The sequence below is a fragment of the Romboutsia weinsteinii genome (genome assembly GCF_002250835.2).
In the GTDB taxonomy this organism is placed as follows: Bacteria; Bacillota; Clostridia; order Peptostreptococcales; family Peptostreptococcaceae; genus Romboutsia_A; species Romboutsia_A weinsteinii.
In genome coordinates this window covers 1-15427 of the sequence record NZ_NOJY02000014.1, presented here as the reverse complement: position 1 = coordinate 15427, position 15427 = coordinate 1, and the positions used below count along the sequence as shown (strand labels likewise).

Here is a 15427-nt window from a genome sequence, read left to right as displayed (position 1 = left end):
TGCGATTATTAGACTTTAATTCTATTGATAAGCTAGAGAGAATTTGTTGTTTATTTTAATTATAGACCTAATAAAAATAAAAATCTATATGCAGGATACTTTATTTTAATACTTTTTTGTAATATAATATTTTATCTATATTCAAAGTATGAATTATTTTTACATAAATTGTAGTATTCTGCTACAATTTAATTTATAAAAGATTATTTATATAATAAATAAGGGTAAAACCAAGGAGAGTATTAAAAATGAAACTATTTATGGAAAGAACAAATATACAAAAGTTTGATAATGTAAGTGAATTTGTAAAAGAATTCAAAATTGGGAAAGAAGATTTTATTCTTGTAAGTAAAAGTTTATATGAGAAATATTTTAAACCATTAAATTTAGAGGCTACTGTAATTTGTAAAAATAAATATGGAACAGGTGAGCCTACAGATATAATGATGGATATGCTATTGGAAGATTTTAATAACAGTAACTGTAATAGAATTATTGCTATTGGTGGTGGAGCAGTTATTGATATGGCAAAGATACTTGTGCTAAAAGATGGTAAGTCTGCTGAGGATATATTTACTAAAAGGATACCATTTGAAAAAATAAGACCTCTTATAGCTATACCAACTACTTGTGGAGCAGGGTCAGAGGTATCAAATATTAGTGTTACTGAGATGACAAAGATGGGAACTAAGTTAGGTATTGCAACAGATGAATTATATCCTGATTATGCTGTACTTATTCCAGAACTTATAACTGATCTTCCGTATAAATTTTTTGCTACAAGTGCTATAGATGCACTTATACATGCAATAGAATCTTACATGGCACCAAGTGCAAATGTTTATACAGAGGTATTTAGTAAGCAAGCTATGGAAATGATTATAGATGGATTTAAGATAATTGCAAAAGATGGGAAAGAGGCAAGATTTAATATGCTTGATAGATTCCTTACAGCTAGTAACTTAGCAGGGGTAGCATTTAGCAATGCAAGTAATGGTGCTGTTCATGCTATGAGTTATCCTTTAAGTGGATGTTACCATGTACCTCATGGAGAATCAAATTATTTATTCTTTACAGCTGTATTTAAGGAGTATATGGTTAAAAACTCAACTGGTAAGATAAGTAGTTTAAATAAAATTTTAAGTAATATATTAGATTGTGATGCTGATAATGTTTATGAAAAGATGGAAGAGTTATTAGATAAGATTATTGAAAGAAAAAAATTAAGAGAGTATGGCATGATAGAGGATGATATAGAAAGCTTTGCTTCAAGTATTGTTAAAAATCAACAGAGACTATTAAGTCAAGGATATGTTCAATTTTCACAAGAAGAGCTTGCTAATATTTACAGAAGATTATACTAGTAAGGGGAAATGAGAAAGGGGTTAATATGAAATTTAAAGATCTAAGAGATAAACTATTCTTTGAAAGAGAAGAGATAATAATAAATAAAAAAGTTACTGTTAGAGGACAAGAGATATTATTTTTAGGTTTTATTAAGGGATATAAGTGTAATAGGATGTATGTTTTGTGTAAAAATCATTGTATAGGTGATGAATATGAAGAAGGTTTAATTACCAATAGACAAGATAAAATAAATAGTGTAAAAGCAAGTAGAATAAATACTTCCATATTCCTTAAAGAGATGATGATACAAAATCAGAAGGTTACCTTTAAGTCTTCTTCTGGAAGCTCTTTAGAATACTATGATGATTTAGATATTGAGGATTTGAAGCATCTTATTAAAAATGATGCCATATCAGAAGAATGGGATGATATTGACATAACTAATATGTTTATAACATGCTACGAACAAGCTGATGGAGAAGATTTTCCACAAATTGATGCTAATGAAAAGATAACTATTACATTAAAAATTGATGAAGATTTTGAAGAAGTATTAATAGAGCATCCTATTACTGTGACTTTAGGTGATTATCCTTTAAATACTAGAATTGATTATGTTGATGAATACAATAACAAAGACTTTTTTTACATAAATGAAGTTGGTAGGTATAACTTGTGGGAAGACACACTTAAAAATTTAGATAATATAATGAATGATATAGAAGAAGATGAAAGAGAACAGTTTAAAGAAGAACATCTAACATCTATAGAATGCTTATGTCCAAAAGGTATGGATTTACTTACTATATCATATGAAACAAAAGATGGTTCTCAGTTACAATTTTTATCTAAAAATCACCTAGAATCTATGGTTGAATACAATTCACATGGAGTAGCAATGTATTTAGCAATGGATGATGGTGATAAGTATGGTAAAAATAACTATTTAAAAGGTGTTGATTTCTTAGACCCAATTGAAAGAGATTTTAATGGTGATATGGAGATTGAATTATTTTCTAAGCATATAAAAATTCCCGGTGAATTTGTCAGTTTTGAAATATAAGAACATGGTTAGGCATAAAATAAAAAATATATTAACTATGACAGTTGGGGCGATAAATATACCAGTTGGAGAAACTCAATTGAAAAAGAAAAATGCGGATGTTATCTTAAAAAGAGATGACATCCGCATTTTTTATTAAGAATTTATTACAAAAATATCTAATTTATTAAGATTTTATGTCAAAGATCATACGAAAGTTTGACATATGCTATTTATAAAATTTTTTAAGCTATACTTCACTTAAAAGCAACTTACATATGGAAAGGGGGATAATCAATTTTATATGAGATTGATTAAACAAAATGATTTTTAGCAGTTTAGTATTTTTATTTTCTTTTTTACCTATAGTACTTATACTATATTATATTTCAAATGAAAAACTTAAAAACATAATATTATTACTTGCAAGCTTATTTTTTTACGCTTGGGGGGAGCCAACGTATATATTTCTTATGATTGGATCTATTTCTTTTAACTATATATTTGGTATAAAAGTATCCTCAAATAATTTAAAAGAGAAGAAATTATGGCTAAATATAGCGGTAATTTTCAATATTTCTATATTGGTGATTTTTAAATATAGCAATTTCTTCGTAGATAATATCAACACCTTATTTGGTACTGATATAAATATTCAGGCTATAGCACTTCCTTTAGGAATATCCTTTTTCACATTCCAAACTATGAGTTATGTGATTGATGTTTATAAAAAAGATGGGAAAGTTCAGCGAAATATTTTTGATTTAGCTTTATATATTAGTTTATTTCCACAGCTTGTAGCAGGACCTATTGTAAGGTATCAGACTGTTGATGAGCAGATAAACAAAAGAACTTATTCTAGTGAAAAATTTGCAGAAGGAGTAAATCGATTCGTATGTGGACTTGCTAAAAAAGTTATTTTATCAAATCAATTAGGACTAGTAGCAGATGGGGTATTTTCAGCGAGTATATCTAATCTATCAGTAGTTGAAGCATGGGTTGGAATTACATGTTATACACTTCAAATATACTTTGACTTTGGTGGTTATAGTGATATGGCTATAGGCCTTGGAAAGATGTTTGGATTTGATTTCCTTGAGAACTTTAATTATCCATATATATCACAGTCTGTATCTGAATTTTGGAGAAGATGGCATATATCTTTAGGTAGTTGGTTTAGAGATTATGTTTATATTCCACTTGGAGGTAGTAGAGTATCTAAGCTTAAATTATATAGAAACTTATTTGTAGTATGGTTTTTAACTGGATTTTGGCATGGTGCAAGTTGGAATTTCATCATATGGGGTCTGTACTTTGGTATATTAATAGCATTAGAAAAAGCATTTTTAGAAAAATTATTATATAGGCTACCGAGATTTGTAAGACACACTTATTTATTATTAGTAGTAATACTAGGTTGGGTATTCTTTAGATCAACTGATATATTGCAAGCCTTTGAGTTTATACAAGTCATGTTTGGATTAAAATCTAACCTAATATTTAATTCCAGTGTAAGTGTTTACTTGATTGATTACTATTATATAATATTTACAGCTTTAATACTTTCAACTCCTATTGTTAAAGTATTAAAGTCTAGATTACTTAAATTAAACAAAAAGGTATTATCTAGTAATATAAGCTATGCACTTCATGGATTACTTCTGTCTGCTTATATGCTTATAGTAGTAGTAATGCTTTGTAGCTCAAGTTATAATCCATTTTTATATTTTAGATTTTAAGGAGGATGAATATTATGAATAAAAGATCAAAGTATGTAATTGCACCTTTTTTAGGTATTATATTTGGCTTCTTTGCTATTAATATTATAAATCCAGATAAGAATTATAGTGTAGCAGAAAACAGAAATCTAGAAAAAATGCCTACACTTGATAGCGTTAAAAAAGGGACTTTTTTCTCAGATTATGAAAAGTATTACAATGACCAATTTCCACTTAGAGAAGAGATGATTAGTATAAGTACTAAGTCTGAGGCTGCACTTAATAAAACAGAGGTTGGTAATTATTATTTAGGAGAGAATAATTGGATTTTAGGAAAGTTTCCTAAAATATTGACTAGTGATCAGTTAGAGTCTTACTCAAGTAATATTGATGAATTAGCTAAGATAAGCAAAAATTTAGGTAAAGATGTTTATTATACGATGATGCCTCACAAAACTAATATTTTAAAACATTTATATCCTAAATACGTTGATAATACTAAAAATATAGATATCAATAGAGCTTCCTTTGAGTCTAGTCTTGATTCAAAGCTTACAAAATATATTGATATGGACGAGTTCTTTTTAGATAATTTTAATGAGAAAGAGTTAGAGAAGTTATACTTTAAGACTGACCATCACTGGAATGGAGTAGGTGCATATGAAGGTTTTAAGATGATGGCTAGTAATATGGACCTTGGTGTATCTAAAGAGAGTCTTAAGAATCATTTTGATAGGTACAAAACTATTACTTACACTAAAAAAGAATTCATAGGAAGTTATAACCAAAACCTTGATATGCTAGTCAAGGAAAAAGAATATCCTAGTTATGCATATATAGAAGATGCTAAATATGAGTACTTATTAAATAAAAATGTAAAAAAAGAAGAGGAAATATTGGCTACATCAAGAGATAAGAATGAATGGGATTATGGTGGAGCATATATTAGAGGGGCTCAGACTAATATCTTAGAGATTAAAAATAAAGATGCACTTGTTGATAAAAAGATTCTTGTATTTAGAGATTCTTATCAAGCTCCTACCACATGGTTATTTGCGGATTTATTTAGTGAAGTTGAGATAGTTGATCCTAGAAATATAGATAAGATAGACAAGACTTATGAAGAAATTATAAAGGATAGTAATTCAGATATAGTAATGTTTATGTATAATAGCTCTGGGTTTGATTCGATGATAGATAAAATGATTGAAAAGGGAATTAAATAGGTAGTTATGGTTGATATAAATCTAGTAAAGATTTTATAGGCTAATGTGAGTTTATTTTTGTAATCCTGGGGGAATATAATTACATCGTAATTATATTAAGCAAAAGGAGCATACACAATGAGCAAAAATAAATTCAAGTACATAATACCGCCTATAATACTCTCAGTAATATTATTTACTCTTATCAATAATACTGAGAAAAATGATGATTTAAAATCACAAGAAAAGTATGTATTCAATGAAACAGTTAAAGATGGTGATAAGTCTAATGAAGCATCAAATAAGCAAATTATTGGAAATTACTATTTAGGAGAAAAAAACTGGATTTTAGGAAAGTTTTCTAAATTATTACCTGAAAGTGAGATGAAAGTATACTCAGATGCTATAAATGAACTTTCTGGTATCAGTAATGATATGGGTAAAAGTACATACTTTGTTTCAATGACGCATAAGACCAATATGTTAAAGCATCTGTACCCAAATTTTGTTACTAACAGATGTAATATAGATATTAATAAAACAATATTTAAGAAAAATTTAGACTTAAAAAATATGAAATTTATAGACTTAGATGAAGCCTTCTCAAATAGTTTCTCCAAAGAAAATCTAGAAGAATTCTATTTCAAAACGGATCATCATTGGAATGGAATAGGAGCCTATGAAGGATTTAAAATAATGGTTAAAAATATGGACTTGGGACTAACTGATGAAGAGATTGAAAATCATTTTAGCAAGTATAAAGTATTAGTTAATGGAGAGAAAGATTTCATAGGAAGCTATAATAAAAAGTTAGGATTCCCTATAGAGGAAAAAGAAAAGACCAGTTTTGTATATTTAGAGGGAGCAAAGTATAAGTACTTTTTAAGTGACACTAATAAAGATATTAAAATCAAAGAAAAGGATATAATGGCTACGCGTAGAGAAAAAGATAGCTGGGATTATGGCGGAGCTTATATGAGAGGAAGCAATTGTAATATATTAAAGATAAAAAATGCAAAGTCTCTAACTGATAAAAAAGTATTAGTTTTTAGAGATTCTTATGAAGCTCCTATGACATTGTTATTGGCAGATTTGTTTAGTGAGGTTGAGATAGTAGACCCAAGATATATTGATAACTTAGATATGACTTATGAGGATATAATAAAAAATAGTGATTCTGATACTGTTTTATTTATGTATAATAGCTTTGGATTTAGCGGTATGATTAAGGAAATGATTGATAAAGGTATAAAGTAAGAGCAAAAGGTGTGTTTCTATAATAGCACTTAGTAAAATACTGAGTGCTATTATTATGAATATAAAAATTTAACTGTGTATTATTTTATAAATTTAAAATATTAGACTTAGTATGGTCTTTTATCATATAAGAGCACTCATCTAGAATCTTATTTATAAGTGCTTCATCAACATCTGTGATAAATAATAATGGTTTTGGTTCAGATTCATGATTAATAATACTTTTTTCAAACCAGATTACATCATGCCATTTACCATGTTTATAACCTGTATTATGAAACACTCCAAGTTTTTTAAATCCAAAATACTCATGTAACTTTTCACTGTTTGGATTTGGAGATGTGACACATCCATAGAGATTATAAATATTTTGTGATTTAGAGATTTCAATAAGAGCATTGTAAAGTGCTTTGCCTATACCAAAGCGTAAATATAGTTTATCAACGTAAACGGATAATTCTACATTCCACTGGTAAGCAGCCCTTTCTTTTTGTCTACTAGTATAAGCATAGCCAACGATTTTTTCGTCTATTATACAAACTAAATAAGGATAATCTTTGGATATGTTTATAATACGATTTCTAAATTCATCTAATGTTGGGACTTCGTACTCAAATGTTATTGATGTATTTGTTATGTATGGAGTATATATTTCTAGAAGTTCTCTAGCATCATTCTCTTTTGCGATTCTTATTTGTACTTGTGTCATTAATTTAACTAAGCTCCTTTAAGATTTATTTTATCATTTACGGCATATTGGTTTTATCTAGGTAAGGACATGAGTAATAATACTATAAATGGTATTGCAATCATATTATGTGAAATAATTTTAGTCATCAAATTTATCTTTTTTATATAATTTTCAAATAAGATAAGAATTATCGAAATAATATATAATGAAGCTTTATATATTATTGTTGCTTCACTGAGTATAAAGAAAAAATATATTAAAGATGAGGTTTCTACGATGAAATCATATAGAATAATTTTATCATAGCTATACTTTGTGTTTTTATATTTGTTCTTAGATAATTTATTAAGAATATATGAACATGCTAGTACAGAAATTATAATATAAATATTGGGTTTGTCTATTATAAATATTACTGATAAGATAATACATTCTAATATTTTTAGTAGTAAATTACTACTGAATAAGGTTGATTTCATTGGTAATACTCCTTTCTTTTTAGAAATTATAATTAAAATATTATTTTATGACAAGTATAATATGGTAATTATATATAATAATGATTTTATATAGCTAAGAGATATAGTACACTTTCAAAATATTACATAAAAGTAACATATTTTAAATTTCGTTGATAGCATCTCTTAGAACTGTTATTATATTTTAAAATACCACAAATAATAGAGGGGAGAAATATTATGAGTGAAAAGATAGAAAAGTTTGAGCTATTATGCCAAGGAGATAGTAGAATATTAAAAATAAATGCAAGTAAGGGAGAATTATATAGAGTAGAAGCTGGATCAATGGTTGCTATGTCGCCTACTTTTGATTTACAAGTGAAGGCTGGTAGCTTAGGTAAAGTATTTGGAAGATTTATGTCTGGTGAGTCTGCTTTTCTTCAAGAATACAAGGCACTTTCAGATGGTGAGATACTTTTAGCTCCTACTGGTTCTGGAGATATTATGAAGTTAGATCTAGATGGAAGTAAGCAATATAGAATAAGCAATGGAAATTTTTTGGCTTGTACTGAGGGTATACATTTAGAAGCAAAGGCAAAAGTAAAGGGTGTATTTGGAAGTGGAGAAGGAATCTTTGGTCTTAGAACTGTTGGAGCAGGTACTTTATTTGTAAATTCTTGTGGGTCTATTTATAAGAAGAGTCTTTATCCTAGTGAGAAGTACATTGTTGATTCAAGTCACTTGGTACTATGGGATAATGATATGGAGTACTCTTCAGAATTGGCTGGAGGAAATTTAGCGAATTCATTTTTGAGTGGAGAAGGATTTGTTGCTAAGTTTGTTGGACCTGGGGAGATTTGGATTCAGACTAGAAAGCCTGTAGTTGCAGCATCAGGAAACTAAGCATCTACATATACTATTAGATATTATAAATATATCAGATAGGAGGGGATGAGAATTGGTTATTATTTTTATGGGAGCAATAATGTTTTTTATGGGAGTAATATGTAAATATGGACATGATGATTATAAGCATTATCCAAAACTATATGTAGGATATAAAGTTGAATATGCAATGAAAGATAGAGAGACATGGGAAGAGGCAAATACATATATTTATAAGCCATGTATGCTTGCTTTTATAATTTCAGTACTTTCAGTGATTATTCCAAAGGTATTTAAATTAGTTTTACCCGAAATTTTTTACTATATAGTATTGTCTGTAGTATTAATTGGACCTATATTAATGACAGAAATACATTTAAGAAGATTTAATAGTAGACAATAGCAATAGTATCAAGATTTATATAAAAAATAATGATATTGTATTTAGTAATTTTTTATGAATGCAATAAAGTACTTTTGGAGGAAATAATGAAGAAAAGATTAACATTAGGGGTTTTATTAAGTATACTGTCTTTAGGGTTTACAGGTTGTCAAAGTAGTAACAATTATAACGCAGAAATTAATGATGCTTATAATAACTTATTAAACCAAGAAAAAGAGTCTGAGTATGTAAAAACAACTTATAAAGATGGTTTATATATAGAAAACTATCGTAACAATTTGAGTAGTATTGAAAGAACTGATATATATGATAAGAATGGAAAGCTTGAATCTAGAGGCATAATAGATAATAAACATAGATTAATTACATCAGTATTTAAGGATGAAAATAATAAATGGATTGGTTATAAAGAAGGAATCTCTGATCCTGTAATAAAAGAAAATGCTAAGGTATTTGAAACTTCAGCTATAGATACTATATGTTAAGAAGAATTAGTATCAATACTAGATAATGATTATAAATTTAAGGAAAAAGCTAATAATCAGATAAAATATACTGATGATGAGAATAACTCTATTTATGTTAATCAAGAAACTAATATGATTTCAAAAATTGAGTTTTGTGAAACAGATAATATTATAATAGATGGTGAAAGTATTGCATCATATGAGTTTGAAATATTAGAAAAACTTAGTGAGAGTGATATGAGTATAAGTACAAAAAATAATAACAATATTGACTTATCAAAAATTAAGCTAGAAGATAGAGGTAAACAGAAAGGAATGGATGGTCCTTCTTTCGGATAATATCAATAATTTAGCATAAAAAGTGTGTACCTTCCCAGGTATGATTAACATCAATCATAGAATAATGGGCAAGACTACACACTTTATTTTATAGAACGGTATTTTTTATTGTATATTTTTAACCATGTTATTATATTCATCTACTATAAATCCGTACTTTCTATAGAATCTTATTAAATCGCTTTCTTTAATCACATTTTTGTCTGCTGCTACTAGACCTTCGATAGATTTTATAGTTTTTAAGTTACAGCTCTTTAAAAACTGATTTAATTCTATGATTTTTGCGTCTAAATTTTTAAGAAGTATACTACCATATCCTTTGTTACTAAACCTAGCTCTGAAATTGTTGATATACAGCATGGCATATTCATTAACTTCATAGCATACACAGTACATACAGGCCTTGTTTGTATTTCCTGTGAACAGAATTATTTCTACTGGAATTCCAATATCATTTGAATGTAGGTCTATAGATGTTAGTATACATACTATGTCTTCATTTTTATCTTTATCAATATCCATTATTACTTTTTTATCTTCGTTTAATTTTAAATAGAATTTTATTTTTTTAATTAATTTTGTATAATAGTCAAGTTTATGAAGCAAATGATTGTCTTTTTGAAGCAAGTTATCTTTGTCTATTTTTTTGATAAAATCTAATTTGAATTTCTTTATTTGGTTTATATCTTTCTCTATTAAATACTTCTTTATTTCTTGTATTTTCATATCTAGAGTACACATAAATCCTCCATTCAAAATTATCTTTTAATAATTTCTATATAGAGATAATACAAAAAAGAACTGATAGTTTTAAAAAACTAAATTTCAACATACAGACCGTTATTTTCGCTTAGTGCATAAATATAAAATTTAATTAAGTTTATAAAATATTGAGTGATATATTTTAGGAATGTGGGAGATGTAATTAGCATTATGCTTGAAACTATTGAAACAAATAATTCATTATTAAATATAATAACCTCCTCCAATCTATTGTATAGTTATTATTAATATATTGAAGTTATACATTTATTGTGCGAATCCAAGAGAGATAAAGAAGATAGTCATATAGAATTATATTATTATAAAAAATAGAGCTATGGAATCAAATTAGATAATAAAAAATAGGAGCAGATGCCCCTATATCTTTAGTTCGTAATATATTAAAATTGTTCATAAAATCTATTCTATAAATTGAAATTTATCTTTATAACTCCTGTTTTTAACTATTTACTTGAATTTTAATTTTATTATATTTCTCTATATATGTTTTATCATATACTTCTTTTATATTTGCAATCACAAGTAAAATTCCAAAGACTATCAATAATACACTTAATATTGCTATCATCTTAATCTCACCCCCTAAATTCATATTTATCTATATGATATTAAAAGTACCGTTACTTCGAATTATATAACAATTATTAATAAACATATATATATCAACAATACTATATTTGTCAGATTCCATGCCTATTATTTCTTAATATATAAAGACTATGAATTATTGTTAAGACAAAGCCTTAGTGATTTTTTTATATTAAATATGAATATGTAATTGTAATAAATATGCCTATAAATGAAATCACTATTATAATTCTTGATATAAATCCAGATATAAAAATATAATTTAAATTTGTTGGGTTAAAAAGTGTAAAGACCGAATTTAAGCTATTGTGTAGTATGCTATTATTTACAAATGTTAACGATAACACTCCATATTATCAATGATTTCATCAGAACTAAATAAATTACTTAAAAGTTAAAAATTATAAAACTTTTAAGGTATCTTATAGCGTCTATATATATGTAATGAAAAGGAGGCCTTCATGAAAAATGGATTTGCTAAGCTTAGAAAAATATAAAAAAGAAAAAGCATTTAAAATGTATGTTGTGGAAAATAAAGATTCATTTTATAGAATTGCTTACACATATGTAAAAAATCAAGATGATGCATTAGATATTGTTCAAGAATCTATATGCAAAGGTTTAGATAAAATTAAATCACTTAAAGACGTAGACTCTATAAAACCATGGTTTTATAAACTATTAATAAATACTTCCATAGATTACATAAGAAAAAATAAGAAGTATATACAGGGAATAGAAGAGATAGCTATAAATAGCTTTGTAGAGCATGAAATAGATGTAGATATTGATATACAAGTGGCTTTAGATAGCCTACCTAAAGACAGTAAATCTATTATCATACTTAGATATTTTGAAGATATGAAGATATCTGACATTGCGACAGTCTTAGGTGAAAATGAAAACACTATAAAAACTAGACTTTATAAGAGTTTAAAGCTATTGAAAGCTAAAATAAATATTACTGTAGAAGGAGAAGATTATGAATAATAAAAAAAACCTAGATAAACTAAGAGAAAATTATAATAATATTCAAATACCAGATGAGCTAGATAATAGAGTAAATGAAGCAATTAATAAAAAAAGATTTTCACATAAAAAAATATTTGTAAGTGCAGCTTCTGTAGTTGCTGTAGTAGGTGTGATTAATATCAGTCCTGCGTTTGCAAATGCTTTAGAGGAGATACCTGTAATAGGAGATATCGTAAAAGTTGTTAGAATTTCAAATTATAGTGTAGATAGAAATGGTTTTGATGTATCTATAGATGTTCCTAAGATTGAAGGGTTAAAAAACCAAGAGCTACAAGATAGAATAAATCAAGAAATGGAAAAGGAAGCAAAAGATTTATATAATCAATACATGAAAGAAATAGAAGAATTAGAAAAAGATAATATCCCAGGAAGAGAAATGGTTAAATCATCTGTTGAAACTAAAACTAATAATGAAAATGTGTTATCACTAGTAGTAACTAAGTATGAGGCACAGGGTTCATCTAATACAACAAGAAAATTCTATAATATTAACAAGAATAATGAAACGGCTATAACTCTTGAAGGTATGTTTAATAATAAAGATTATGTAAGTATAATAAGTGAGAACATAAAGAATCAGATGAAAGAAAGAATTAAAAATAATCCTAATGAGTATTACTGGCTAGATAGTGAATACCCTGAAAATGACTTTAAAGTTATTAAGAAGGACCAAGGATTTTATATAAATGATAAAAATGAATTGGTAATATGTTTTGATAAATATGAAGTAGGACCAGGGAGTACTGGAGTAACTGAGTTTGTCATACCTAGTGATGTTATAGACGTAAATTTAGGATAAAATATATCTAATATTTTTATAAAATAAAATCAATATATAATTGCTATGTACTATTAATCTTTATAAGGAATAAACTTAAATAAGGAATAAACGTTTCTTAAAAGTAGTTTTTAAAATGAGTTACTTAATATAAGGGGGAAGTTAATGAACTCAAATAAAATAAGATTAATATTGAGTAGTATGGTCATAATATTGTTTTTGTATGTACACCTTACTAGTGGCAAAACCTCATTAAATAATATCAATATTGGTCTTTTTGTTGTAATTGTAATATCTTTTATAGTATCTTTATTTAAAGAAATAGGGGATAGATTAAAAAGTAAAACCAAGGGATGAGTAAATACCTAAAGCCAGCAGGTCAAACTGCTGGTTTTATTTTGTTATTATTAAACTGATAGGTAATTACATATCTGATTGATAATAAAAGCCTATTTTACTTATTAGTTATGCAGATGTATAATAATTCCAATAAAGGATTTATTAAGAAGGGAGATAAAAATTATGAATGATAAGCAATCAAAATCAAAAATATTATGGACACTTTTCAAGTCTATGTTTATGCTTAGTGCATGCACATTTGGAGGTGGATTTGTTATAGTGTCTCTTATGAAAAAGAAATTTGTTGAAGAATTAAATTGGATTGAAGAAGACGAGATGCTGGATATTACAGCAATCACTCAATCATCTCCAGGACCACTTCCTGTAAATGCATCTGTTATTATAGGTTATCGTATGTGTGGTATTACAGGTTCTCTTGTAGCGATTCTAGGTACGATTATTCCACCGATGGTTATTATATCAATCATATCATTATTTTATACAGAATTTAGGACGAATAAGTATATAGCAATTGCTCTACAAGTAATGAGGGCAGGAGTAGCAGCAGTTATATTTGATGTTGTTATTAAGCTTGCTCAAAATATAGTAAAGACAAAGAGGGTAATGTATATTGCAATGATGATAGTAGCATTTGTTGCGACCTACTTCTTTAAGGTAAGTGCGATGCTTATTATATTAATTTGCCTTGGTATTGGAATTGTAGATTTATTAGCTAGCTTAAAAAGAGAAGAAGGAGGACAAGAAAAGTGCTCATTATAAAGTTATTTTTTAGTTTTTTACAAGTTGGTTTATTCAGTGTAGGTGGAGGTTATGCAGCTATTCCACTTATTAAGGATCAGATTGTTAATGTACATAGTTTGATGACTATGGAAGAATTTTCGGATTTAATTACTATTGCAGAGATGACTCCTGGACCTATTTCAATCAACTCATCAACTTTTGTTGGTACACGTGTGCTAGGACCTATGGGAGCAATAATTGCTACTCTTGGATGTATTATCCCATCTTTTATAATATGTTTAACTCTTGCACATTTTTATTATAAATACCGTAGTTTCAATGGGGTTCAAGTAGTGCTTTCTTCACTTAGACCTGCTGTTGTTGCACTTATTGCTTCTGCAGGAGCCTCTATTTTGATGCTTGGACTATTTAAAGCAGATATAAGTGATTTTAAGTTTTCTGATCTCCAGATTATTGAATTTATATTATTTGGAGGGTGTTTATATATTCTTAGAAAATATAAAGCAAGTGCTGTTTCAATAATATTTGGAAGTGGATTAGTTGGAACACTTATGTATTTAGCTAAAGATCTTATATTATAATTAAAAGTCATAGTGTGATGATATCATTACACTATGACTTTTTTAATTTAAGCATATATCAATAAACTTTTCCATTTGTGAAGAAATATGTTTATTTTTATGATATATTAATTTATTTTTACGCACAATTTTAATATCTTCAATTGGAAGTGCTTTTAATGTATTTTCTTGTATTTCTTTTTCAATCAACAGTTTTGAAAGAATTGCTATTCCCTTACCAGAGCTTACAATATTTTTTATAGCTTCAGTATTAGTGCAATACCATTTTTTATTTATATTAATATTATGATCACTTAAAAACTGTTCAAACTGATTTCGATCTGCACTTCCTTGTTCTCTTGATATAAGTACTTGATTTTCTATTTGTGCCAGATATATTTTTTCTTCATTCCAAAATGGATGAGATCTGCCAACAACTATTACCAGCTCATCATCGCTTATTGGTAGTTTAATAATTTCATTACTTTTAACTAGACCTTCAACAATTGCTAAATCTAATTCACTATTACACACCATTTGCTCAATTGTAGAAGTATTATCTATAGTAATACGTACGTCAATGCCAGGTACTTCTTCTTCTAATTGATTTATTAAGTCAATTAGTAATACTGTTCCAAGAGATACACTTGCACCAATTCTAATCTGTAGCTTTGACGATGCATCAGATAAAGCTCCTTCCATTTTTTCAAATGAGTCAATAATATATCGTGCATATGATAAAAGAAGTTTACCGTCTTCTGTTATGTAGAGTC

At 27.3% G+C, this 15427-nt stretch carries 18 protein-coding genes; 14 read left to right on the top strand and 4 right to left on the bottom strand.

The window, feature by feature from the left end; all coding sequences use genetic code 11:
* Positions 1–248: 248 nt before the first annotated feature.
* From CHL78_RS09780 to CHL78_RS09760, 5 genes are all read left to right on the top strand, one after another.
* Complete coding sequence (locus tag CHL78_RS09780) at positions 249–1364, top strand: 4-hydroxybutyrate dehydrogenase (protein ID WP_094368884.1); 1116 nt, start codon at positions 249–251, stop codon at positions 1362–1364.
* Between the two features lie 26 nt (positions 1365–1390).
* Positions 1391–2410 (top strand): hypothetical protein, encoded by a 1020-nt coding sequence (locus tag CHL78_RS09775; protein ID WP_094368883.1) that lies wholly within the window; start codon positions 1391–1393, stop codon positions 2408–2410.
* 302 nt (positions 2411–2712) lie between these two features.
* Positions 2713–4128: an MBOAT family O-acyltransferase gene (locus CHL78_RS09770; RefSeq protein ID WP_094368882.1), complete on the top strand. Its 1416-nt coding sequence runs from the start codon at positions 2713–2715 to the stop codon at positions 4126–4128.
* A 14-nt stretch (positions 4129–4142) separates the two neighbouring features.
* Entirely contained in the window at positions 4143–5333 is a 1191-nt protein-coding gene (locus CHL78_RS09765) for an alginate O-acetyltransferase AlgX-related protein (protein ID WP_094368881.1), read from the top strand.
* 117 nt (positions 5334–5450) lie between these two features.
* Positions 5451–6569, top strand: a complete 1119-nt coding sequence (locus CHL78_RS09760) for a DHHW family protein (RefSeq protein WP_094368880.1) — start codon at positions 5451–5453, stop codon at positions 6567–6569.
* Between the two features lie 85 nt (positions 6570–6654).
* Here the strand turns inward: CHL78_RS09760 and CHL78_RS09755 are convergent, their stop codons facing one another.
* Positions 6655–7278 (bottom strand): GNAT family N-acetyltransferase, encoded by a 624-nt coding sequence (locus CHL78_RS09755; RefSeq protein WP_094368879.1) that lies wholly within the window; start codon positions 7276–7278, stop codon positions 6655–6657.
* A gap of 680 nt (positions 7279–7958) precedes the next feature.
* On the opposite strand from CHL78_RS09755, the gene CHL78_RS09750 reads away from it, so the two are divergent.
* The 4 genes from CHL78_RS09750 to CHL78_RS09735 all read left to right on the top strand — a co-directional run bounded on the left by CHL78_RS09750 (position 7959) and on the right by CHL78_RS09735 (position 9812).
* Positions 7959–8621 (top strand): TIGR00266 family protein, encoded by a 663-nt coding sequence (locus CHL78_RS09750; RefSeq protein WP_094368878.1) that lies wholly within the window; start codon positions 7959–7961, stop codon positions 8619–8621.
* Between the two features lie 55 nt (positions 8622–8676).
* Entirely contained in the window at positions 8677–9006 is a 330-nt protein-coding gene (locus tag CHL78_RS09745) for an SdpI family protein (protein WP_094368877.1), read from the top strand.
* An 86-nt stretch (positions 9007–9092) separates the two neighbouring features.
* A complete protein-coding gene (locus CHL78_RS09740; protein WP_094368876.1) occupies positions 9093–9491 on the top strand; it encodes a hypothetical protein in 399 nt (132 codons plus the stop codon).
* 114 nt (positions 9492–9605) lie between these two features.
* The gene (locus tag CHL78_RS09735) at positions 9606–9812 is read left to right on the top strand and encodes a hypothetical protein (RefSeq protein WP_094368875.1); all 207 of its coding nucleotides are present in this window, start codon (positions 9606–9608) and stop codon (positions 9810–9812) included.
* Between the two features lie 105 nt (positions 9813–9917).
* Here CHL78_RS09735 and CHL78_RS09730 read toward each other — a convergent pair whose 3' ends face one another.
* Complete coding sequence (locus tag CHL78_RS09730; RefSeq protein WP_094368874.1) at positions 9918–10553, bottom strand: hypothetical protein; 636 nt, start codon at positions 10551–10553, stop codon at positions 9918–9920.
* Between the two features lie 481 nt (positions 10554–11034).
* Positions 11035–11163: a hypothetical protein gene (locus CHL78_RS21325; protein WP_274541848.1), complete on the bottom strand. Its 129-nt coding sequence runs from the start codon at positions 11161–11163 to the stop codon at positions 11035–11037.
* A 488-nt stretch (positions 11164–11651) separates the two neighbouring features.
* Between CHL78_RS21325 and CHL78_RS09725 the strand changes: the two genes are divergently transcribed.
* The 5 genes from CHL78_RS09725 to CHL78_RS09705 all read left to right on the top strand — a co-directional run bounded on the left by CHL78_RS09725 (position 11652) and on the right by CHL78_RS09705 (position 14675).
* Positions 11652–12173, top strand: coding sequence for an RNA polymerase sigma factor (locus tag CHL78_RS09725; RefSeq protein WP_116041438.1), 522 nt, complete (start codon positions 11652–11654; stop codon positions 12171–12173).
* The gene (locus CHL78_RS09720) at positions 12166–13014 is read left to right on the top strand and encodes a DUF3298 and DUF4163 domain-containing protein (RefSeq protein WP_116041436.1); all 849 of its coding nucleotides are present in this window, start codon (positions 12166–12168) and stop codon (positions 13012–13014) included. The genes CHL78_RS09725 and CHL78_RS09720 overlap by 8 nt, the downstream gene beginning before the upstream one ends.
* A 144-nt stretch (positions 13015–13158) precedes the next feature.
* On the top strand, positions 13159–13350 hold the full coding sequence (locus CHL78_RS09715) for a hypothetical protein (protein ID WP_116041434.1): 192 nt from the start codon (positions 13159–13161) through the stop codon (positions 13348–13350).
* Positions 13351–13515: 165 nt separating this feature from the next.
* Complete coding sequence (locus CHL78_RS09710; protein WP_116041432.1) at positions 13516–14112, top strand: chromate transporter; 597 nt, start codon at positions 13516–13518, stop codon at positions 14110–14112.
* Positions 14100–14675 (top strand): chromate transporter, encoded by a 576-nt coding sequence (locus CHL78_RS09705; RefSeq protein ID WP_116041430.1) that lies wholly within the window; start codon positions 14100–14102, stop codon positions 14673–14675. The genes CHL78_RS09710 and CHL78_RS09705 overlap by 13 nt, the downstream gene beginning before the upstream one ends.
* A gap of 42 nt (positions 14676–14717) precedes the next feature.
* Here CHL78_RS09705 and CHL78_RS09700 read toward each other — a convergent pair.
* Positions 14718–15427, bottom strand: a 710-nt coding sequence (locus CHL78_RS09700; RefSeq protein ID WP_116041428.1) for a LysR substrate-binding domain-containing protein, incomplete at its 5' end; no start/stop codon positions are given.